Raw genomic sequence first — 23,005 nt, forward strand, 5'->3', positions numbered from 1 at the left:
TTATGTATACTTATAGGTTATTAACAAATGATTATTTTTTTTATGAATAGCATACATAGGTTGTTGTGAAGAATGGGCGTTTCCATGGCTTGTAAACGTTGAACTCATTGGGACCCTATGTCATAAAATACCGAGAACTGAGGACAAAGGTCACCTCAGGATGCAAAGGAATGAAAGGGGCCGCATTATGAAGTCTGTTCGTGTGTCGAAACGACACTCGTCCTCGTCGCCAGATTGTTTTCCTTGCCCTCCTTGCCCCCCACACCATGATGATCATCATGATCGTCATGATCATCGGGATCATCGTAAAGTTGACAACTGTTTGTGCCCTCCTGTACCGGTGATCCATTTGCGTGGTAACGATGTACAGGAAGAATGTATTTGTGTTCCTAAGGTATACGATTGGGTCGTTGTTCCCAATGATGATCGCAACAAAGTACTTATACCTGATCCCTGTCGTGGGGAGATTGAGAGTCTATTGGTGGAGGGGGTACCCATTCGTGTTGATGTCATTCAACCTCCCATACCTCCCAAGTTCCCCATTTCCTGCGGTCCCCCCGCGGTGCAGGCCAATATAAGTTGTTCCGTTATACCCCCCATTCGCCATATTCAGATCGCTAGTCCCGTAAATGGTAGGCCGATTGATGTAGCCCTGGTACGGTTCCTGTTCGTGGTCAATGCGACGATCGTTTTGACAAGGGAGGACACAGATGCGGAAATCTGTCGTTTTGAAGCATCCACTCAATTGGATGATGATATAATACTCTGCCTCCCAAAACCATTGGATGAAAGCAATATCCGTTGTCGTGTTATAGAGTTGTCAATTTGCCCTTCCGGTGTCATTTTCGACGGATTGGTGGAGCTTAGTGTACAACTTTGTAAGGAAATACAGGTTGAGGCGGATGTCAAATTAGAGGTCATGGGTCGTTTTTGCCATCCACGTCCACCCATAATCCCTGAGTTCACACCCCGTTGTTCCTGTTTGCCCGAAATGGAATTCCCAAAACAGTGTCCTGATATTTTTCCTCGTCCGGATGCTAGTTGTCAGGGTGCGGTTAATTCTTCCGATGAGGGTGTCAATATTCAATTGCCGGATAAATCGACGGGTTCGGGATCGGCCTGTATCAACGCTGAGATCTGCAGCAATTGCAATCCTGTTTCCACAAATATTTTCTTCCGCTTCACAGCCGATTCTTCGTGTAATAATGCGCAAAGTTTTGTATTCGAATCCCAGTTGTTGGAAGCATTAGGTTGTTTTAGCTCCATATCAGAAATCGATGCTTTCATTGCCTCCCTAGGACTACCCCCAGCACTCTTCCCCATCCCAGGTTTCACGATCAATCCTGGATCTATTGCCCTAGCCGCGCAAGGTCACGGTGCGTTGTCCCCTATTATAGGTTCTGCACCCTTAGCATCCTATGTGCTCCTGCTCGTACAAAATGCCTGCCCAGCGATACCATCCCCCGTGACGCGGGATCTTTATATTCTCTTGATTGGTGATACGATGAACACGCTTTTTGCTGTGGCTGCAACGGTCCCGGGTATGAATCTCGAGGTACGTCCTTGTCGACAATTTTCATAGTATTTATATTGTACTCCCCGCTTTTCTTTGTATTATTTGGGAATGATCCTTGTTCGCGATTTCCTGGTCGTGGTCGTTACCCATGGGACTAGATGAATGCTATCATTGGTCCTATGGTTTATTTTCCAGAATCATTTTACAATGAAAATAATGGAATTTATTCTGTTAGTATGTCATTATGATCGAATGGTGACAGAAAAGGGGGGGTTAGAGGACGATGCAGAAACAGAGGCCATCAAGGGAACGATTTTGTAGATGGAAGGAAATATTATTTAGGAGTAGGATAGCGATCGCCCGGTGGTTCTGTGGTTCTTCTGCCCGTATCGAGGATATCGATGTCGGGGAGGAAGCGGCATGCAAGATGGGAAATGCATTCACGACGAGTACACCATCCGCCCCCGTGCTTGGGGGGTGTAGGGATCCGTTCCCATCCGTTGTTTCGGATTCCGAAGAATCGTCTCATGAACAGAAGGCCATGTTGGTGCGGAAGGAAGGGGCCGATGTTCGGTTGCAGGGGGAGGGAGCAGAGAAATCCGTAAATCCCATAGGGAGTCCTCCTGTTTCAACGGATTCTTCTGCATCGAATTCCGGGCCATCGTTTCAGAAAAAAGTCGTGATCCCCCCCTCCCAGAAATCGCCTAAGGATTTGTGTGGTACAAGAGCAAAGGAAGCGTCCCCGCGGGAAAAAGTTATGTTGCGCCGACCCGGTACACACGGGGTTATGAAGCAGAAGGGGGGGACATTAATACCGAAGGGTAAAGGGGTGAGCGGGCGGCGGTTGACAAGTTCCTCCCCGTATACTGGGGATATGGATACCAAGGGGGAGGGATGGGAAACAGCGAAGCGATCTCCATCGAAGGTGTCTACGGACGTGGCAGGGGGGGATCTTGATCCCCCCCAAGTTGTTGCTTCTGATGCAGGGGTATCATCCCCAGGGCAGAATAGGTTAGGAGGGGGGGGTGGAGAAAGGGAGGTTGCTGTTTCAGTACAGAATAAGGGGATGGATGTAGGTTCCGCTAAGAATTCCCTCCCCCCGTCCGCCTCTATCCCTTCTTGCCCATCCTTCGGACAAAGAATCGTAATTCCTCCCTCCCATCGAGTACCTATTCATAGGGATTTTTCTAATAGAATGTTGAATTCCTGTCGTATGCTCAAGAGTCCGGATAGGTTCAAGAGTCCGGAGTACCATCAACAACGGGGGATAGCTATGGTGCCTGTGAACAAGAGGAAGAGGAACAATCCTTATTTACGCTCACATAGTTTGCCTTATCATGAACTCTATAAAATGAGGCAGGGTTCCCCACGGCCCACTGGGGATGCTTTTTCCTATATTAGGGATCATGATACATCTGTACTTCATACGAAGGTATATCCCGATCATAAGGATTCTGTGGTCTCCAAGGGCAATATCTTACGGTGGTTTTCTCGCGATGCCCATACGGGGGGTAGGTCTTGATCTTAGTTTCATACATGTGATGGTTGTTTCGTGGTGGGAGTGATAGGGATGATGGAATCACAGAGGGCCCGATGGGGGATTGGGTTCCCTTATCCGTCCTATCCTGCTCCCTTCGTCCTGTGTGTTTTTATTGTCATGGTTTCTAGTTCTTTCGAAAGGAAATGGTCTATCGGTGGCGGTTTCCACCGGTTGATAGGGGTTCTGGTGTTGTGGGGGGGATTTTATGGACAGAGGTGAAGTGGGATGCAATTCCTGTAAAGCCCTCCGTTCCCTACTGGATTCTTTACTGAGTGGTCATCCTTCTTTATCGCCATCCAAGTTCACCACAGGCCAAAGTTCACTGCGGGGGATGCCCTTTTGTCGACTACATTCGTCTTATAAGCATCGAATGGGGAGATGAAATTTTTATGAACTACCCCGACTCCCAGCCCGTCCGTAAGGGAGCACAGAAAAAGGAAAAGACCAAACCGGCAGGTCAACTTCATAGTGTGGTTGTTCGCCCCCCTACTCACCATCCTTCGCGACATGGGCGTAAACCGATGGGGGCTCCGATTTTTGATAATCCTGTATTGACATCGGTTACGAGTCCTTTCAGGGGTCGGGTCATCAATCCTCCTAGTTTCTCCTACCAGGACGGTACACGACGTGGGGGTTGCTGTGGTAGATAATTCAATTCGATCCGTTGTGATCTAAAAAGGGGCGTACCGTGGGCGAATTCGCTTATGATTCCCACGCATGCTATGATCAATGGTAGGTAGCGGAGGGGATTTGCGCATGAAAAAAATCACCTTATCTCGTTTGCGGCCCTTTCGCGCAGTATGTACGGTCCCGGGGGATAAGTCAATCGCTCATCGTACGCTCCTCTTGGGTGCGTTGGCAGGATCAAGAACACGTATCCAAAACCTGCCCATGGGGCAGGACGTGTGTTCCACCATAACGTGTTTACGACAGTTAGGTGTTCCCGTTTATGTCCGTGGGATTGCGGGGGGGAATGGCGAATGGGAGGTGGATGGATCGAGTCCGTCTGCCTGGCGTGAGCCCCTGACAGTGTTGAATGCAGGTAATTCAGGGACCACGGTGCGATTGTTAATGGGTGCCTCAGCGCGATTGCCTTTTACCACTGTTTGGACAGGGGATGCATCGCTGGTCCGTCGTTCCCTGGCGGCTGTGGTTCGACCCCTACGGCGTATGGGAGCCCGTATTGAGGGGAGAGGGGCAGGGGAGTATTTACCTCTTTCCCTTCGTGGTGGTTCTTTGCAAGGGATTACAACTACGATTCCACAGGCGAGTGCGCAAACAAAGGGATGCTTGTTATTAGCGGGTTTGCATGCGGAAGGAGTCACTCGTTTCCGAGAGGGTTTGCCCACGAGGGATCATACGGAACGCATGCTTCCCACCTTTGGTGGTTTGTGTGGGCGCGAGGGGGACTGGTATGTGGTTCCGGGTGGACAAGTTCTATCACCAGCCACCCTATGGGTTCCTGGTGACATTTCGAGTGCAGCTTTTTTGCTGGCGACGGCACTCCTCACTAAGGGGGGGCATTTGCGTGTGAATCGTGTGGGTCTCAATCCCTATCGGACAGGCTTTCTCAGGGCTCTTCTGCGTATGGGGGCTCGTTTGCATGTTACTGTGGAGGGAATAGAGGCAGGGGAACCGTGGGGGAGTATAACGATCTCCTCCAGTTCCCTGGTGGGTGTGGACATTGAGGCTACACAGGTTTCCACTCTACTCGATGAGTTGCCCCTGCTAGCAGTCCTAGCTACCCAGGCGGAGGGTGTGACATCGGTTGCTGGGGCATGGGCGTTGCGAGGCAAGGAGACGGACCGGTTGGCAGCGACCACTAGGACCCTTCGTTCATTGGGTGCTGAGGTGGAGGAAAGGCGTGATGGTTGGGTCATTTGTGGACCAACACCCTTATACGGTTGTGCGGAGAGCTGGGGGGATCATCGTTTGGCAATGGCTTGGGCCGTGGCGGGTTGTTCTTCCCAGCGAGGGATTACGATACGGGGGATTGAAGCAGCAGCTGTTTCCTTTCCTGGTTTTTTTGACATCCTGCGGTCATGGGGATGAGAGGGATTGTGATAGGGGGGTCGTGCTTTCCAGGAGGTTTCGATGGGGTTGGGTGTCCTATGGACCATTGCATTTCATTTGGTATTTTCGTTACAATGTTCCTGTAGATGTTCCTGGGTCAGGTTTTTCATTTGCTACATACGATTAGGTTGTTCGATGGTTGCATTCTATGGTGGGGTACGGAGGTGAGGATACGGATGATAAGGGGATCTGGGCGAAGGACAGAGTACATTTCGCGTCGGCGTTTTCTGACCTATATGCTCGGAGCGGCGGGTGCCTTTATGGGTACAGGTATGATAGCCCCTATGCTCCGTTTTGCTGTGGATGCAATGGTAAGGAAGGGATCGGGGGCCGATCAGTATATTGATACGGGTATGCGTGTGTCGGAAATCACGGATAAGCCCACGAAGATCCAGGTTCGTCATCCCCATCGGGAGGCTTGGTACTATAATGAAGGTGCATCCCTGGCTATGTTTGTTCTGCTCTATCAGGGGAGGATTTTGTGTCTTTCCCCCCGATGCACCCATTTAGGCTGTCAGGTGAATTCCGATTCCGCGACAGGGGGGTTTCTCTGCCCGTGTCACATGGGTCGGTATACAGCGAGTGGCATTAACATAAGGGGTACACCTCCGACCAGGCCCCTTGATGAATATCCCAACAAAACAGTGAATGGCATGCTCCATGTCAAACCAAAGAGCAAGGAGCGCCATGAGAAGGCGGCTACCCCTGTCGGTTAGGGACGGTCCCTTGATGTGGTGACTTCGGGAATATGGGGAGGGGAGGATTCGACCGACAATGCTACGCGCCATGTATCGATGGGTGGATGAGAGGCTTGATATTACACCGGTGTGGCGTGATGTGGCAGACCACGAGGTTCCTGAGCATGTGAACCCTGCTCATCATTTTGCAGCGTTCATCTATTGTTTTGGTGGACTGACGTTTTTCGTTGTGGTTTGCCAAATTTTATCAGGAATGTTTTTGGCAATGAGTTATGTACCTGATATTGTCAATGCGGCGCCTAGTTTGAAATATCTGCAGAGTGAGATAGCCATGGGTACCATCGTGCGCGGAATGCACCATTGGGGGGCTAGTGTCTCGATTGTAATGTTGCTCTTGCATACATTGCGAGTCTTTTTTACCGGTTCGTACAAACATCCGCGTGAATTCAACTGGGTTGTAGGTGTGCTTATCTTTTTTATTATGTTGGGGCTTGGGTTTACGGGCTATTTGTTGCCGTGGGATGATAAGGCCTACTTTGCTACTGAGGTTGGGATAGAAATTGCCCGATCGGTACCTCTTATCGGTGATCAGGTTGCCAGTTTTCTGAGTGCCTCTCCCGATATGAATCTCAATCCGGGGACTTTGCCCCGTTTCTATGCTCTGCATGTGTTCTTTTTGCCGGCGATTCTGCTAGGTCTGATCGCTGCTCATTTCATTTTGATCCGGCGGCAGGGAATTTCGGGGCCCCTGTGAGTGGATGAATGAAAATTTTCTTTTGTTGTTTTTTTGTTGATTTTTAGCCTATATTTTTTCGGGATATTCCTATGAAGAGGGAAGTGGGGTGCAGTTATGGGAGGTGGTTCGCAACGATCCGATCATTCGTCCCCGTCCTTATCCCCTGAGCCTGTTCACTATGTGGGTGATTCGCGGGTGCGAGTTCGGAAGCGGAAGTCTTTTGCTCCCAGTTATGCTGATTTTCCCGGTAAAACGGAGGCCTTTTTCCCTGATTTTTTGCTCAGGGAGTGGATGACTGCGGTTGTCTTTTTGGTGGCTTTTTTGCTGTTGGTGATGTACAAACCTGTTGAGGTGGGGGAGGTGGCTGATCCTACCAGTAGTCGTGGTTATATTCCTTTCCCGGATTGGTATTTCCTTTTTTTGTACCAATTGCTAAAGTATCCGTGGGCGGCGGGGATTTATAAGCCCATTGCCTCGGTTGTACTGCCCGGTATTACCTTCGGGTCCCTTTTGTTGGTTCCCTGGCTAGATCGTCGTCCCGAGCGTCGTCCCTTTCAAAGGCCGGGCACCAGTCTCATTATGTTGCTTGCGGTGGGTTTGAGTGCGTCTCTTACGTGGGCAGCTCTTGTGGAACACAAGAGATCTGATGTACCGCCACCCGTACCCGATAGTTTTCAGGTGCAGAATCCCGATCACCCCGGTTATAAGGTTTTCAAAAGGGGTACGTGCATCGGTTGCCATGGTTCTGATCTCAAGGGTATCGCTGGGCCTAATCTAGCTAGTGTGGGTAGAAGGCTTTCCAAAAGGGAGATTATGTACACCATATGCAATGGTAGAAATTTGTCTAGGGAAAATCCTGGTGTAGGGATGCCTGCTAACCAGCATCCCGGATGTGGTTATTTGAAAGGGGGGAGAAGGAAGCGGGAATTGCTAGAGCGAGGATTGGGTGATCCGAATCAGTTTGCACAAGGAGTAAAGGAACTGGGACTGAGTGAGCGGGAGTCCGGTTTGCTCCTGGATCTGCTGTGGTTGGTTGATTTTCTATCCAAGCAAAAATAGTTTTAGGGATGGGCTGTCTGGTTGTTCGTATGTAATCACGGGGATTTTCCAAATCCCTGTGATTTTTTTATTTGTGCATGATGATTTTTATGGAAGGAAAATCCTTCCCCCAGTACATCACGTGCGTTGTGGATGATCATAAAAGCTTTGGGATCTAGGTCCCTAACCCTATTTTTTAGTTTGTGGAGTTCACGATTGGCAACAACAATGTAGAGAATTTCTTTATGTTCACCTGTGTATGCCCCTTCACCCTTCCAAACGGTGATACCACGTCCTATTTTTTCATTGAGCTTCCTTTTCAGTTCTGGTGCGTGACTGGATATGATGGTAACAGTTCGACAGGTCCGGAAGCTTCCTTCGATGATGAAGTTGATCACGCGTGCCACAATAAGGGTTTCTATCAGGGTGTACATGGTTCTCCGGGGCGTGATGATATACATGGAGGAGATGAGTAGGAGAGAATCCCAACAGAACAAGGTATGGCCGATCGAAATGCCCCTGTATTTGTACAGAACTTGCGCGATGGTATCTAGTCCCCCTGTTCCCCCACCCGTACGGAAAATGATACCGCAACCCGTTCCGATGGTGAATCCTGCATAAAGGGCAGCTAACAGGGGATCGTTAGTTATATCTAAATTGGGTATTTTTATGTTTGTCATGATTTGTAGGGCTATCCATAGGGAGAGGGTTCCGAATAATGAGTAGAATAGGTTTTTTTTTCCAAGGATTCTATAAAATATGATGATAGGGAGGGTATTCAGGATGAGGAGGATGTAGCTTAGGGGCCAGTGGGTTTGGTAATATAGGAGGAGTCCGAGGCCTGTCATACCCCCTTCGGCTAGACCAACCGGTAGGAGGAATAGGGTCAATCCGAGGGATATGAGTGAGGTTCCTATAGTGATGAGGATGAGATTGCGGACGTGGGGAAAAAACATGGCATGATGACCTCCGCGTGCTTTCTTTTGATATGGTTTTCCTACATTTAGTTTGATTCATTGAATGGTTCTACATTCATAATTTTATTAAGTTGGTTGTACAATGAAAGGAGCGTCGGGTTTACCATGTATAAATTGCCATAAATGGTAGTTTTTTATCTTATGAATAGGGTCTTTTCATTATTTTCCGTTTGGGAAAATGGAAAAAGACGCCAATCCTTTGGATCAGCGCCCTTGGTTTTATTCTCGGTTTTATTAAGGTGATACGAATCGTTCATTACGACAGTATCTGAAATGGGTATATACATCCTTCCGGAGGGGATTTTTAGTCCCAATTTCCGGCCGCCCAGGGAAACTTTCCCATGTATTTTTAAAATTATTTTTTAATTTGTATATATAGAAAATTCTGTTTTGTCCTTCATCTTCCTGCCATCCATTTTTAGTATAAATAATATGGAGATTGGTAATGAAGTAGATTCCTGTTTTATCAGGGTATTCAACACCAATTCCGACGGGCAAGGTCGTATGGGTGGTGATCTTGCATAGACCCCCCTGCATTATTTTTGTAGTTTCCGAGGCTATTATTTCATAATCTTTGCGGATTTCCGAGCCAGTCGCGTAGGCTGTTTCCAGATCGGGGGATTTCAGAACCTCCTTGTGCAATCTTTTGAAAAGATATCTTCGGGGTCTTCCCTGGTGGCATCCCGCAGATTCTTAAAGAAACTGAAGTCATTGTGGTATGGACCAAAGGAGGTTTCTTTATTGTGGGAAATGGCTAAAAGCCTTGGTACAACGACTCAATGGAATGATCGAGAAAAGGATCAAGGGCACACACCGCGAGGGGGGATGTCCCTAAGATTCCTTACGGGTCCATAGATTCCTGCACTACTGTATTAGGGTCGAGGGAAAGTAGTACGTGTTTTGGTTTCGTGGGGGAGTTGGCGAGATGTTCCAGCCCTACTCGACGATGTTCTAGGCGGGAGTTGTCGGATCGTTACTTTCCACGATAGAACCTGGAATTAGTTGACAGCTCGCTGATTTCTACATTTCTCCGATCCTGTTCCGAGTCCGAATTTTGGGTAAGGGTTAGTGGCTTAGTCAGCCATTCCTCTGCCATCACTTTCATTCGTTGAATTTGATCTGACGACCAATGGAGGTAGCGCTTCTTCCACTTCAAGTAGGGGCACATCAAATTAGCGTATGAACCAGGTCCGCATTCAGATTCAGCAACGTGCCTCTCCCCAAGGTTATGAGTAAGTTCATGTTGTAGGATATGAACATCGTAACTCCAACTAGTATACCTCCTACCCGTTTTCATCCTTGAGGGGTGACCTGCCCTGACAATCGTAGCAAGGGGTTTTCTTGATTCTCCCCCTAGTCGCCCTAGTTTCCCTACTTCAGCTATTCCCAGTCTGTGGTGGGGTTCCCGTGGATCATGACTTTGTGTGAAAAGAACCTTAATATGCGCAGAATGCGCAGGGGTGGGTAGGGGAGTACTCATAAAATCATATAAATTATCACTGTTAGGGTATAAAGTCTTAAACAGCTTATGAACATGGGCGATTTCTATTCCTATCCCTAGTTCCCCATAGAAACGATCATTCATTTCATGAATAAACATGCGTATGTCTTCTCTCCACTCTGGGTGTCCCACACGGTAGGAAGGGTCGGCATACACGGCAATACGAATAGACCGTGGATGAGCCTTCTTTGGCAATGCATCCGGTTCTGTTGAGTGTGATATGCTTCCGTCTCTGCCGTGTTGATTCTTTCCATCCTCTTTTCCAGAAATTTTATCACTTATCTTATCGTCGATTTTCTCTCCATTCTCGCTGTCCCTTATCGGGAGCTGGGTCCACTCTCGATAGTCAGGATTCCCCTTCCAAATCCCTACTAACTTCCCATTCTCCAAAAATCTAAATCGACGAAAGGATTGATCCGGAAATTGAATATAAACGTCAAGCATAACTTTAGAACTATTTTCAGCATAGTTTATAAATAATTCCGAAATTTTATAATACCCATGGCCTTCCTCCTGGGATACCCACTTTTTAATATGATGTTCGAAGACCGGATCGAGCAACTCAATGGGGAGCTTTGTCCATTTCTCCGGTTGCTTATGATCCTGATCTTCCCTATGGTCCTTACCCATAGAATAATCGTTAGACCCTACCTCTTCCCCTTTCTCCGGTATTTTGCCGCTGTGGGGGACCGATCCATGGAGATGGGAATTCTGGGCTAGTAGGGGCGGAAATACCGTCATAAAAAGCAAAGAAACACCCGCAAGAATGATCGAAATAGAACTACGTTTATAAATTTTCGTAATCACAAAAATATTCACACCTTTGATGAATAAAATATAAATCCTAGAATCATCAGAACTAAATATTATAATTAAAATTTTATATTATTTTCTATATGAGTACCATGCTTAAGACCATTTGCTTCCCCGTCTTAGACCTTTCTGACCCGTGATGGTTGGGGAGAAGGATCGTTGAACGGGAGATCCTGGGAGGAGTTTTCTAATGACAGAAATTTTCTCCCAAAGGTTTTATACGCATTTTCTATGACCATAAAAGCCGAGGGATCTTCCCTTTCCACAAGAGTACGGAGGGCTGCCAATCCACTGGTTGGAACTACTGTGTAGAGGATGTCTTGTTTTTGATGGGTGTAGGATCCTTGCCCCTCTAGTAAGGTAGCGCTTATGGGGAGTTTACTGGCGTGTATCTTCTTTATGATGGAATGTGTTTGGGGTGAGATGATGGTTATAATGCGTGCAGAATCAAAATTCTCTAGAACCATTTTGATGACAAGGGTGTAAACGAACATGTAGGTGAGGGTATGGAGAAAATTCTTTATGCCTAGATAATATAGGGTGCAAGAAAGAACAGAAGCGTCGAAAGCGAGGAGTGTCCAGTTCAGTGGGATACCTGTAAAGTGTTTTACAATTAGGGCTACGAGATCGGATCCCCCAGTATTGCCACCAATATGCAACACAATGCCTACACCGAGTCCCATTAGGGTGCCACCAAATAACACGGAAACCCATGGATCGTGAACGTGCCATGCGGTGGCAAGTGTTAGGGGTTTCGTGAGGGCTAGTGCAAAGGAGAGGATACCGACACCAAGTGAGGTGTGGAAGATGAGTCGATACCCTAGAAAAGGAATCCCGATGATTACCAGTGGGATATTGAGCCAGATTACGACGTCATCCAGATTGATGTTGGACATGTATTTCAACAGAACCGCGATTCCCGTGAAGCCGCCGTCACCAAAATGGGAAGGTATGACGAAAAAATTGAGGGTTGCGGCTATAACCAAACATCCAAGAAAAACGATGGATACATGAGAGAGGATTTTCGGCCAGGTTTGTGGTTGGAGCAGCTGTTGGAGGTCGTTGTTGAGGATTTTCCATTCTTTGGTTATATACCGTTTTATGGTTGGTTCGGATGTATTTCCAGCCATGGATTCCCGACCTTCTTCCTCCGAATGTATGTTTGTATAGTAACGAGAGGGGGTAGGTCATTACAATAGGATGGTTACTTAATGTCTAGTATAAATGCTGGTGATTTTTATATCAATACTCATAATTAGTATTATTTTAAAAATAGTAGGTACGCATTCCTTGCATTGGATAGTAATATTTGTATACATATGTAATGATGTTTGCATCCCTCATATGGTTGAAAAAGTAAGGGGAACTTTATAAACATGGGTAAACAGTCATCCGAGAGTACGGATAAGGTATGGTATGTTGGGTTTGGGAGGTATGTAGAGAATGCAATCCCTCATTGTGAGAATCAGGCCCGAGCTGAGTATCTTCTGGAGGAATTGCAGCAGAGAATAGCCCATTGTGGTCTGGAACTGCATCCTAGGAAAACCAAAATTTTTTATGGACAAGGAAAGTACAAGGGGTTTGATTCCCTATGGGGTTTACGTTTCACCCACGTCAGGCGTTGCTTGTGTAGGGAGTAGGTCAGCTACTATGGTGCCTTTGATCCCTCTGGGAAAAGCTCTACGCAGCTTCAATGACACAATGTTTTAACTTGTTGGTGGGGGGTGTACAGGAAGCCCAATAGCATGCGAAAGGTCCGCAGGTGGATCCAGTACATAGGAGGAAGGTACGGGAACATAGTTTGCTCATTGGTTATCGGCCATGAGGTCCTCATAATGCGGGAGTAGTATGTGTGGTCTTGTGGGAAGAGTTGGCCGTGACATGCCAGCCCTACGCAACCATGTTTTGGGCGGCGAGAGTAGTTTTTTCTCGTTGCTTTCTGCTGTGTTTTAGGACGCAAAATTCCGCCGTTGGATGAAGAGCACCCAAGGTCGGATGACAGCGAATTTTTATTTATATAGGGGAGTATTCTCCATAGGAAATTGCACGGATCCCTCTTTCCCCATGATAAAGGGGACCCCCCGTTTGGGCAGAGGTCCCTTTTATTTGTTTCCCAATTCAGTTTTCATCTCGCTATGATTTTTTTGTCAAAACGTGGGCAAACCCAGGCCAAACATAGGAAAGAGGCAGGATGATGGGAACTGCGAATATTTGACTCAGGATGGGGGGCCAGTCCGTGAAAAGATAAGGAAAATTCCTCCATAGATATTCTTGGAGGAAGGGCAAATGAGTCTGATGGGTGAACCAGTACCCGAAGGTTATGGTAATGACCGTGCCTATCACTAATGAACTACGCCAGTATGGGGGATACCATGGATGCGAAGGACCCAAACCAGAACCCAACCGCTGTATTAAGGCTATCAAACTACCATAACTCAATAGAAAACCTGCTATTACCTGCCATGTCTTTCCCATATGTATATACATATAGGATATCGATACAAAATATACTGTTAGGAGGGTAATGGAAATAATCAATGGATATTTTTTATAATTTTTTTTATTATTATATTTATTTATAAGGATTTCGCTGTTTTTCCATTCCTCGTGCCACTGAGACAGGCAATGTTCTAGCACCCGATATTTTCTTCCTAAGATTCTCGAATATATCCATACTATTGCTAAAATGGTGGTGAAAAGAGAAAACATCAATAAGAAAAATAAATTGTATTCTTTAAACATTATTTTAAATAATATGATACATATTCCTAAGATTATACCTATTGATGTTATGGTAATTTCCCTTCTTTTGGATGCAACATCATCATTGGGTATTATTATTTTACTAATGGGAAGAAAAATGGAAAGTATGAATAATCCGACATAGAAGGAGAAAATACCGGGAGATGGGATATAACCAGGTAAATCATAACCGTGAACAAAGGAATCTGATTCCATCCATATAATGACAGGTAAACAGAATAGGATTTTATGAATAACAAAATATAATATAAATAAAAATGATTTTCTCATAAGGATCACCTTTTATGGGACGAATTGAGGGGGGTGTCTATTGCACCCCTTTTTGTCCCCCCTTCCCGTATGTATGGGGTTATGCGGACAAACTGAGGAATTCAAAGGATAACAATTCCTGTGATGCGGGATAACGTATCTGTTCAACGAAATTTCCTTGCGGAACGTCGGAAGATGCAGTCTAAATTTTGGGTAGATTGTACTTTGAAAGCTGTTTATGCGGGGGTACAATGGACGTAATGGATCTAGAAAAAATCAACAAACTCCCCCACAGAGATGACGGTGGGCATAACTGGCTCCATAAGTTCTAACATACTTACAGGCTCCCCAACAACCCAAAGCTATAAGGAGTATGCCTATGGGTACACGTCCCCAAAAAAAGCCTAATCTTCCACATGCATAGAGACATCCATAACCAGAGAGATCGGAGAGACCGTCTACTATTGCGGTGCAATTATGGCACATGCTCCCGAATGGAAAAAGCGTTTGCTTCTATCATGTCCCCTTACCTCGTATCTCAAGGAATCTTCGTTGAAATTTTTTCGGATGATTTCACCCTCGTCATTTAACAAATTCCTATTCTCATCGAGATGGGTGGATTCCACATTATTTTCGCTGAAAAAGTAAACAGACTCTTTGTTATTTTCTGAGGTCACAGCTATTGTGGGGGTGGGTACATTTTTGGCCCAAAGACGCATAATGTACCCAAGATGTTCACCTGTTTTCTTGTGTAGTATTGGGTAGGAAACAAAAAATCCAGGAAGGGGGACCCTTAATACTTCCTTTAATCCATCATGTATATTACCTCTTTTTACATCTATTTTACATAATTTTGCTTTGTCCAACCTATCACTTATCATTTGGTGAGCTTCATGTGTATGAAGATCGGATGAGCCCATAGTAGCTGACGAAACCCTTGTAATGAAGGTGGAGCGAAGGGGCTAATGATCCCGGCGAGGATAGTAGAACGATAACTTTAGTGGGAAATCTACCTGTTCATAATATATTTTAATCCACCGAAATATTGTAATAAGTTTGACATTATCTCCCGAAGGAGAACCACAAATATATCTTGGTACTTCAGATTCAAAGAGGGCCCTTGGGGTAGGGCGGGACCTCCTAAAAATACATGGTGAGACTTCCTCAGAGAATTTACATGCGTGATGGAATGCAATTATGACCCCGTCCACAAAATAACGTTGAGGAACAGATATCGGAACGGACAATATCCACCGGCAGTGTACCACGCGGATCGATACCCTGACAATGGTCCCAAGGATATTTTTTTATTTTCATTGATACGAAATAAATGATGCGAGTGGATCAGAATGGATTGGACTGTACTCCAAAAATTTGGTGTTTTGACTCCGGAAGGATCTTTTTTATTTTTTCTTCCGATTCCCCGGACAAAAATTCCTCCCCTCGGAGGAGAGGAATGAGGATGAGTATTTCCTTATTATTATGATAAATTGTTTCTTCATAAAAAAACGCCCAGAGGGCGTCCATTTTTGTATACTTTTCCCTAGCATTACCGTTGAGGGGGTGGAGGGCCCCTCGCGAGAATTTCGTCTGAATCGGGTACAGATGGATCTCGGGGAATCTATGCGGAAATAGGGAACACAATGGATTTACAAGCATTTCTGGTGGATTATGTGGTAATCCTTGCGGAACCGGAAACGTGTGGATGGGAACTTACCCGGATTGGTAGTTTCCTGGGATGGATGTAACCCTGGGGGTACAGCATGGGTTTCTAATGTAAATCCTCTACCCGAGACATCACGAGCATTTTGTACCACCATGAAGGCCTGTGGATCCTCACGGCTGACGATTTTTTGTAACAAGGGCAATTCCCGTGGGGATAGGGCGATATACAGCACTCTTTTTCTATCCCCTGTGTAGGCCCCCTTTCCATTCAATATGGTTACACCGCGTCCTATTTCTTTTTGGATCTGGGCGATCATAGAGGGAGCTCGTCGGGATACGATGGTTATCGTATGAGAACTATTGAAACCCTCTAGGATCCACCGTATTACAGTGGAATAAACGGGGATCTCCGCCAGGGTATAAAAACCATTATGGAGGGATCCATTTTGCTTATAGAGGATATAGAAGGAAGAGAGAATTACGATAAAATCGAGGATAAGGAGCGTGTGGCCTAATTTCATGTTCGTAAAGTGGCGGTTGATAAGGGCTATCAAATCGCCTCCGGCGGTGTTTCCACCTGTTTTAAAGGTGATTCCTAGCCCTAAGCCAAGGAGTGCACCCCCAAAGAGAACGGTTAGCCATGGGTCCTTGATGTGATAATTGTGCATATTTTGTAGAATAGATGTGCATCGTAGGCCTATTTTCAACATAAAGATACCCGTTATAGAATGGAGAACAAAGTGGCGTCCTAGGAGCGGAAACCCTAGGAGTAGGAAAGGGATATTGAGAAGAAGAACGAGGGTGCCCTCGTCCCATTTGTGCCAAACATAGTTGATGAGTATAGCAATGCCCGTGAAACCACCGGCAGCGAATTTGGCAGGTTTGAGAAAGAAGTAAACGGCAACACCGATCAATAGGGAGGCAAAGAAGAGGATGCTAAGATGTCGTATGAGATACAACCAAGTCTTCAGTTTCGCTAGTTTCTTGATATCACAAACTAAACCCTTTCCCTCCTCCTTTAACATCAGCAGGAGGTTTTTTTCTTCCATGCTTTTAGTCATTCACGATCGTCCTCTCTACCTCCTATTTTTGGAACATTGTTGGGGGGGAGGGGGGCTTCTTCATACGCAGGTTAAGGTAATTTTGGGGTGGGAAACTGATTTTCTATAATAGAAACTCAGTTTTGTGATTTCATCACACCTATACCCTATTGTTTTAGTATAGTCGTTACCCAATAGTAATTTCAATTGTATATGTTATATTTATTTTATAAATGTACAGAAAATATTGTTCCATGTTGATTTAGAGGAAGATGTGCTTAGGACATACAACGTGTATAGTTCGGGAAGACATTCCCCCCTTTTATATTATACTATTTCAACGGATAGTTTTGTAGAATGAATTGAATCCTGCTTGATTATGGTGTTTGTGTCCATAATGGTGACAGCAGCGGTTATCGTTCCCACCGCACCATTTTTATTTTTAGTATCTATTAGCGGTGTTATTTTTTACAATAAATCCACCCATTCATGATCTGTGTATACTAATTTTTATCAAAAATATCATACACCAGTATTCAGAGGTCATTCGAACAGATGGGGAAGGGATATTTTTTTGAGATACTTCGAGGACCCCCCCCCTTCTACCATATGAGCACGGTGGACGATGATCAAACTCTCGGGGTCTAAGGATGTCACAAGACGATAAAGTTTTGCCAGTTCATGCTCAAAAAGAACAGTATATAGAACCTCCTGGGGGTTTCCTGTGTAAGCCCCTTTACCGCTTAGGATTGTGGCGCCCAGGTTCATTTTCTCTATAAGCTCATGTTGGAGGAGGGGAGCGGAACGGGAAATGATGGTAGCGGTACGACAGGGTTGCAGTCCGCCCCCAAGAATAAAATCGATGACACGGGCAACGATTACCATTTCGATAAGTGTATACATGGCGCGTTCGAGGGTGAGTGTATAGGCGGAAATCAAGAGGATAAGAATATCCCATAGGAGGATGACTTTCCCAAGTGATAGACGTGTCCGACGGTGTATAATTTGTGCTATGATATCCCATCCCCCGGTGGTACCACCGGCTTGGAAAACGAGCCCACAACCTATACCGATGAGAACACCAGCATGGAGGGATGAGAGGACAGGGGAATCCTGTAGGCCGAAAGGGTTATCCCCTAGGTAGGAGATAATTTCTAATGAAAATGCCATGCAAATGATGCCGAATACAGAGTAGAGAAAGGATTTCTTCCCAAGTATTTTGTATCCTAAACCTAGGGGGAGAATGTTCAAGAGGAAGAGGAGGTAGCTGAGGGGCCATCCGGTTCGATAATGGATGAGTAATCCCAAACCTGCAAAGCCCCCCTCTGCCAGGTTGGAGGGAATAGAAAAGGCGTGTATACCAAGCGCCATTGCCATGGTTCCGATCATAATACCGATCAAGTCCCGTACATAGGTGATTTGGATGACTTGTCGCATTTTTTTTCCTCTTTTTATCCAATAGGTAGTGATTGTAAAAAATTACCGTTAATTTTTGACCCTATTTTGAAAGGGTGAAGAGGTTTTTTTTTATCGTTTTGCATGGAACAAACTTTTCGAAAACAGGGCATATATTTTTCTAAGTAGGGGTTGTGGGGTGCATCGACGAGGCCCGGGTATAAATGACGTGTTTTCTGTAGGTGTTTCTTCCCATGGATTATGGTTCTCTACATAGTGGGGGTATTTTCTGTCGTCGGGTAGGGGGGCGGTATCTCAGCCAACCCTCCCACAGAACCACACGTGCTACTTTCGCATCATATAGCTCTTTTATGGTCTCATCTTCCTATGGTTCCATAGGGTTTGGCTCATTCAGAACCACAGTCCCCTGCTGTGTTCTATCCGGGTTTTGATTTGATGTTGCCTGGTCCAACCCACGATCATCTCCTCATCTCAGATTGTGTGTCTAGTTTAGATTCATCGTGTCTAACCTACGATCACTTCCTTGTTTCGGATTGTACGTTGGCTGGTTCAGGCCGGACCCTTCAACCTGGCTAGGGGCGTCCAGGTGTCCTCTGTGCAATAGTCTCTTGTGGTTCCTTAGGAGGGGGGCCCTAAATCAAGGTCCCTTCCTTTCTGCGCACCGGATATGCCCCCAGGAACCGTAGATTGGTTCGTCCCCCATGCTTCGTTCCGTGGTTCGCCCTACGAATCCCCCTGATTTACATCGGGGAGGAATCTTTCGTCCTTACCCTTTCCTAGAACGATCACCACCCTTGTTCCTTACAACAGCAGCCCTGGGCGGTTTGAAACCTGCCTACCCCCTACCGATTTCGGGGGGCCCATCCCCCCATCCCTCATAAATAGGGACACGACATACACAAAAGACCTCACGTACGTTTCCCACCGTAACAAGAGCTGTGGGATCGGTATCCCCCACGAAGGTACGAGGGGTTTTTAGACCGTGGGTAGGCACTATCATGATAAATGATATCACGTTGTTGGCGGGTATAGGAGCATTCCGTTTTTTATTTTTTGTGGGATTGCGCGTGTCTGGGACGAGATGATGGTTACTATATGTGGGGAATCGAAATTTTCCAGGATCATCCTATCTCTACAATATTATTTTTATTGAAAATATATAAAAATAATATTGTAATGCAAAATTAGAGTCACTCGAACAGGTTGGGAAAGGATATTTTTTTGACATACTTCGAGAATCTTCCCCCTTTTACCATATGAGCACGGTGAACGGTGATCAGACTCTCGGGATCTATGGATGTCACAAGATGATAAAGTTTTGCCAATTCATGTTCGAAAAGAACAGTATATACAACCTCCTGGGGCTTTCCCGTGTAAGCTCCCTTGCCGCTTAGGATTGTGACACCCAGATTCATTTTCCTTATAAGCTCATGTTGGAGGAGGGGAGCGGAACGGGAAATGATGGTAGCGGTACGACAGGGTTGCAGTCCTCCCCTAAGGATAAAATCAACGACACAGACAATGATTACTATTTCGATGAGTGTATACAGGGCTCGTTCGAGGGTGAGTGTATAGGCGGAAATCAGGAGGATAAAAGTATCCCATAGAAGGATGACTGTCCCGAGGGATAGGCGTGTCCGTCGGTGTATGATTTGCGCTATGATACCCCAGCCTCCGATGGTACCACCGGTTTGGAAGACCAGTCCACAACCTATACCAATGAGAATACCAGCATAGAGGGCTGAGAGGATAGGGGAATCTTGTAAACCGAAAGGGTTATCTCCCAAATAGGAGATAACTTCTAAGGAGGATGCCATGCAAATGATACCGAATACAGAGTAGAGAAAGGATTTCTTTCCAAGTATTTTGTATCCTAAACCCAAAGGGAGAATGTTCAAGAAGAAGAGGAGGTAACCGAGGGGCCATCCGGTTTGATAATGGATGAGTAATCCTAAACCTGTAAAACCTCCCTCTGCTAGGTTGGAGGGAATAGAAAAAGCGTGTATAGCAAGCGCCATCGCCGTGGTTCCGATCATAATAACGATCAAGTCTCGTATATAGGTGACCTGGATGGCTTGTCGCATATTTTTTCCTCTTTTTATCCAATGGGTAGTCATTGTGCAGAATTATCATGAATCTTTGACCCTCCTCTGAAAGGGTGAAGAGGGTTTTCTTTCATTGTTTTGTTATGGAACAAACTTTTGGGAAACAGTTGCATATTTTCTAAGAAAGGGTGGAGCGTACGGATGGGTCTGGGGTGGACGTGGTTTCTGGAGGGGTTTCCTGGGGGCTATGATTTTTCAGTGGGGGAAATTTTATACCCAAAACCTTACGTACGCTTCCCACTATAACAAGAGCTGTGGGATCGGTATCCCCCACGAGAGTACGGAGGGTTTTTAGCTCATGGGTGGGTACTACCGTATAGATAATATCACGTTGCTGATGGGTATAGGAGCCTTGTCCTTTCAATACGGTGGCGCCATGATTGAGTTTTCCGTTTTTTATTTCTTGTATGATCACGCGTGCCTGGGATGAGATGATGGTTACTGCGCGCGAGGAATCAAGATTTTCTAGGATCACCTTAATGACCAAGGTATAAACTAGCATATAGGCTAGGGTATGGAGAAATTTCTTTAGGCCCAGGTAGTACAGGGCGAAGGAAAGTACGGAGGCATCACAGGCAAAAAGCGTCCAATTCAATGGAACACCGGCAAAACGCTTTACCATGAGGGCTACCAAGTCGGTTCCCCCGGTATTACCACCAACGCGCAACACCGTGCCCAGACCCAGTCCCATCATAGCACCACCGAATAGAACCGTAATCCAGGGGTCATGGACATGCCAGGATGTAAAAGATTTTAGGGGACTAGTGAGGTGAAATGCAAGGGAGATAAGGGTGACACCGAGCACGGTATGGAAAATGAGCCGATATCCGAGGAAGGGGATGCCGAAAAGCACCAGGGGGATATTCAACCACGGAACCACATATTCTATGTCTATTCCATTCATGTAGTTGATTAATATAGCAATCCCTGTAAAACCACCGTCACCAAAACGGGCGGGTACAACGAAGAAATTGACGGTTGCGGCTATGAGTAGGCAGCCCAAGAAAACGGTGGATACATGGAGGAGAATGTTTGGCCACGTTTGTGGCTTCCGCAATTGTCGGAGATCCTTGGTAAAAACCTCCCACTCCCTGGCCATATATTGTTTCATAGTAGTTTGGGGCATCCTTCTGGCCATGGGCCTCTCTCATCTCCGTTCTCTCGCTCTGTCGTGTATTGTAGGATTTTATTCCCACACCATAGATTGGATACATTCCCGTGTTGTGAATCCTATTCCATAATGGAATGGAAGGCGGGGATTTAGATGTTGTCCCCGCCTTCTGGTCCTATCGAATTTGTAGTAGTCTATGCTGACTGTTTGTGGGGTTTAGAGGGCGGTGCCGGTGCCTTCGGTTCTTCCATTGTGAACCCTTTGCCCGAGATATCGCGGACATTTTGCACTACCATGAAGGCCTGTGGGTCTGCTTGGTTGACAATCTTTTGCAGCAGTGGCAGCTCACGTGGGGACAGGGCCACGTATAGAACTTCCCTTTCGTCGCCTGTATAAGCCCCGCGTCCATTCAGTATAGTTACACCACGCCCCATTTCTTTTTGGACCTGGGTCGTGATTAGGTGGGCTTGTCGGGAGATAATGGTCACTGTTTGGGATACGCTGACGCCCTCTAGAACCAAACGTGCCACGGTGGAGTAAATGAAAATCTCAACTAAGGTGTAGAAACCATTATGCAGGGATCCATATTGTTTGTAGAGGATGTAAAAAGAGGCGAGGACAACGGAGGAGTCGACAAAGAGGAGTGTGTACCCCAGTTTCATGTTTGTGAAGTAACGGTTGATGAGGGCCACCAAATCGACCCCGGCGGTATTACCACCGATCTTAAAAGCGATTCCGACCCCTAGACCGAGGAAACCCCCACCAAAGACAACAGCAAGCCACGGGTCGCTGACATGGTATTGATGGAGGTCTCTCAGGAAGGAGGTCCATTCTACTGCTGCATACAATGCAGCGATACCGGTGAGAGAGTGGAGAATAAAACGACGACCCAGGAGCGGTAATCCTATGAGGAGAAAGGGGACGTTAAGAAGGGTGGTAATTTTGGCGATGCTCAATCCATTGGGCCATACGTAGTTGACGAGCATAGCGATGCCGGTAAAACCACCGCTGGCTATTTTGGCGGGCTTGAAGAAAAAGTTGACGGCGATACCAACCAGGAGGAGAGCGAAAGAGAGGATGGTAAAGTGGCGGATGAGGTATAACCAAGTCCTGGCTTCAGATAGTTTTTTGACATCATCAACCAAACCTCGCCATTCCGCCTTTAGCATGGGCAGGAGGGGCTTTTTCTCTGCATTTGCAGTCATTGTACCATCATATCCTTTCTATCTCGACCTCCGGAATTCCGTCCCAGGAGGGGGAGGAAGTAGGATGGAGGGTTTTATCTTGTTATAGGAGTAGACACCGTTTTTGTACGGCTTGTCAACCCCTCCCATAAAAGTCGGAATCATTTGTCACTCACTAGGGGCCAAGGACGAGGGTGGAAGTTGGGGTTCACAGCCGATTGCGTGGATTAGGGCCAGAATGGATAATTCTATATGTGATACTTTGTATAGGCATGTGCGGATGAAATGTATAGTAATTTATATTTATGAAAGAAAATTCTGAAGATATTTTGGGTGTTCCCCCGTGTTCGCAGGAAATCCAATCTAGTGATGATTCCCAGGGGTTGAGATACCACCCATGCAGTTGGGTCCTCCTTGTTTGGGCCATCCTTCAGGATTTTTTTCTGTCGTTTTTCTAGTTTGGGTAGGAGTATGCAGTAAACTTTAGAATGATGCAAAAGCCTTGTTTATGATCAAGGAAAAGGATCGGAATGATCACACGGCATTTTTGTCCGTGGTTCTGTGAATATAACATACTATA

18 protein-coding genes are annotated in these 23,005 nt (G+C 46.2%); 9 read left to right on the forward strand and 9 right to left on the reverse strand.

The features are described 5' to 3' along the window. Positions 1-187: 187 nt before the first annotated feature. The 8 genes from PPRES148_RS07965 (at position 188) to PPRES148_RS07995 (ending at position 7,622) form a co-directional block, all read left to right on the forward strand. Positions 188-1,582, forward strand: coding sequence for a BMQ_0737 family morphogenetic spore coat protein (locus PPRES148_RS07965; protein WP_149453990.1), 1,395 nt, complete (start codon positions 188-190; stop codon positions 1,580-1,582). A 217-nt stretch (positions 1,583-1,799) separates the two neighbouring features. Further along, positions 1,800-3,038, forward strand: a complete 1,239-nt coding sequence (locus PPRES148_RS07970) for a hypothetical protein (protein ID WP_149453991.1) — start codon at positions 1,800-1,802, stop codon at positions 3,036-3,038. A 223-nt stretch (positions 3,039-3,261) separates the two neighbouring features. Next, positions 3,262-3,438: a hypothetical protein gene (locus PPRES148_RS11820; protein ID WP_187820855.1), complete on the forward strand. Its 177-nt coding sequence runs from the start codon at positions 3,262-3,264 to the stop codon at positions 3,436-3,438. A gap of 7 nt (positions 3,439-3,445) precedes the next feature. Next, positions 3,446-3,706: a hypothetical protein gene (locus tag PPRES148_RS07975; RefSeq protein ID WP_149453992.1), complete on the forward strand. Its 261-nt coding sequence runs from the start codon at positions 3,446-3,448 to the stop codon at positions 3,704-3,706. A gap of 106 nt (positions 3,707-3,812) precedes the next feature. Then, a complete protein-coding gene (gene aroA, locus PPRES148_RS07980) occupies positions 3,813-5,108 on the forward strand; it encodes a 3-phosphoshikimate 1-carboxyvinyltransferase (protein ID WP_187820856.1) in 1,296 nt (431 codons plus the stop codon). Positions 5,109-5,215: 107 nt separating this feature from the next. Further along, positions 5,216-5,845, forward strand: coding sequence for a QcrA and Rieske domain-containing protein (locus PPRES148_RS07985; RefSeq protein ID WP_149453994.1), 630 nt, complete (start codon positions 5,216-5,218; stop codon positions 5,843-5,845). 58 nt (positions 5,846-5,903) lie between these two features. Next, positions 5,904-6,581: a menaquinol-cytochrome c reductase cytochrome b subunit gene (gene qcrB / locus PPRES148_RS07990; RefSeq protein ID WP_149453995.1), complete on the forward strand. Its 678-nt coding sequence runs from the start codon at positions 5,904-5,906 to the stop codon at positions 6,579-6,581. Between the two features lie 96 nt (positions 6,582-6,677). Further along, a complete protein-coding gene (locus PPRES148_RS07995) occupies positions 6,678-7,622 on the forward strand; it encodes a menaquinol-cytochrome c reductase cytochrome b/c subunit (RefSeq protein ID WP_149453996.1) in 945 nt (314 codons plus the stop codon). Positions 7,623-7,657: 35 nt separating this feature from the next. On the opposite strand, the gene PPRES148_RS08000 is transcribed toward PPRES148_RS07995, so the two are convergent. The 3 genes from PPRES148_RS08000 to PPRES148_RS08010 form a co-directional block, all read right to left on the reverse strand. Then, on the reverse strand, positions 7,658-8,557 hold the full coding sequence (locus PPRES148_RS08000; RefSeq protein WP_149453997.1) for a YitT family protein: 900 nt from the start codon (positions 8,555-8,557) through the stop codon (positions 7,658-7,660). A 994-nt stretch (positions 8,558-9,551) separates the two neighbouring features. After that, positions 9,552-10,886: a M12 family metallo-peptidase gene (locus tag PPRES148_RS08005; RefSeq protein WP_149453998.1), complete on the reverse strand. Its 1,335-nt coding sequence runs from the start codon at positions 10,884-10,886 to the stop codon at positions 9,552-9,554. Positions 10,887-11,011: 125 nt separating this feature from the next. After that, positions 11,012-12,022, reverse strand: coding sequence for a YitT family protein (locus PPRES148_RS08010; RefSeq protein WP_149453999.1), 1,011 nt, complete (start codon positions 12,020-12,022; stop codon positions 11,012-11,014). Between the two features lie 246 nt (positions 12,023-12,268). Between PPRES148_RS08010 and PPRES148_RS08015 the strand changes: the two genes are divergently transcribed. Beyond that, entirely contained in the window at positions 12,269-12,532 is a 264-nt protein-coding gene (locus PPRES148_RS08015) for an RNA-dependent RNA polymerase family protein (RefSeq protein ID WP_149454000.1), read from the forward strand. 493 nt (positions 12,533-13,025) lie between these two features. Here the strand turns inward: PPRES148_RS08015 and PPRES148_RS08020 are convergent, their stop codons facing one another. From PPRES148_RS08020 to PPRES148_RS08050, 6 genes are all read right to left on the reverse strand, one after another. Further along, entirely contained in the window at positions 13,026-13,925 is a 900-nt protein-coding gene (locus tag PPRES148_RS08020) for a hypothetical protein (protein ID WP_149454001.1), read from the reverse strand. A 1,628-nt stretch (positions 13,926-15,553) separates the two neighbouring features. Next, on the reverse strand, positions 15,554-16,630 hold the full coding sequence (locus tag PPRES148_RS08025; RefSeq protein ID WP_149454002.1) for a YitT family protein: 1,077 nt from the start codon (positions 16,628-16,630) through the stop codon (positions 15,554-15,556). 522 nt (positions 16,631-17,152) lie between these two features. After that, the gene (locus PPRES148_RS08030; RefSeq protein WP_149454003.1) at positions 17,153-18,046 is read right to left on the reverse strand and encodes a YitT family protein; all 894 of its coding nucleotides are present in this window, start codon (positions 18,044-18,046) and stop codon (positions 17,153-17,155) included. A 1,169-nt stretch (positions 18,047-19,215) separates the two neighbouring features. After that, positions 19,216-20,109, reverse strand: a complete 894-nt coding sequence (locus PPRES148_RS08040) for a YitT family protein (protein ID WP_223128007.1) — start codon at positions 20,107-20,109, stop codon at positions 19,216-19,218. A 139-nt stretch (positions 20,110-20,248) separates the two neighbouring features. After that, complete coding sequence (locus PPRES148_RS08045; protein ID WP_187820859.1) at positions 20,249-21,241, reverse strand: YitT family protein; 993 nt, start codon at positions 21,239-21,241, stop codon at positions 20,249-20,251. Positions 21,242-21,435: 194 nt separating this feature from the next. Then, the gene (locus tag PPRES148_RS08050) at positions 21,436-22,446 is read right to left on the reverse strand and encodes a YitT family protein (protein WP_149454007.1); all 1,011 of its coding nucleotides are present in this window, start codon (positions 22,444-22,446) and stop codon (positions 21,436-21,438) included. Positions 22,447-23,005: the final 559 nt, after the last annotated feature.

This window comes from Pasteuria penetrans (assembly GCF_900538055.1).
Lineage (GTDB): Bacteria > Bacillota > Bacilli > Thermoactinomycetales > Thermoactinomycetaceae > Pasteuria > Pasteuria penetrans.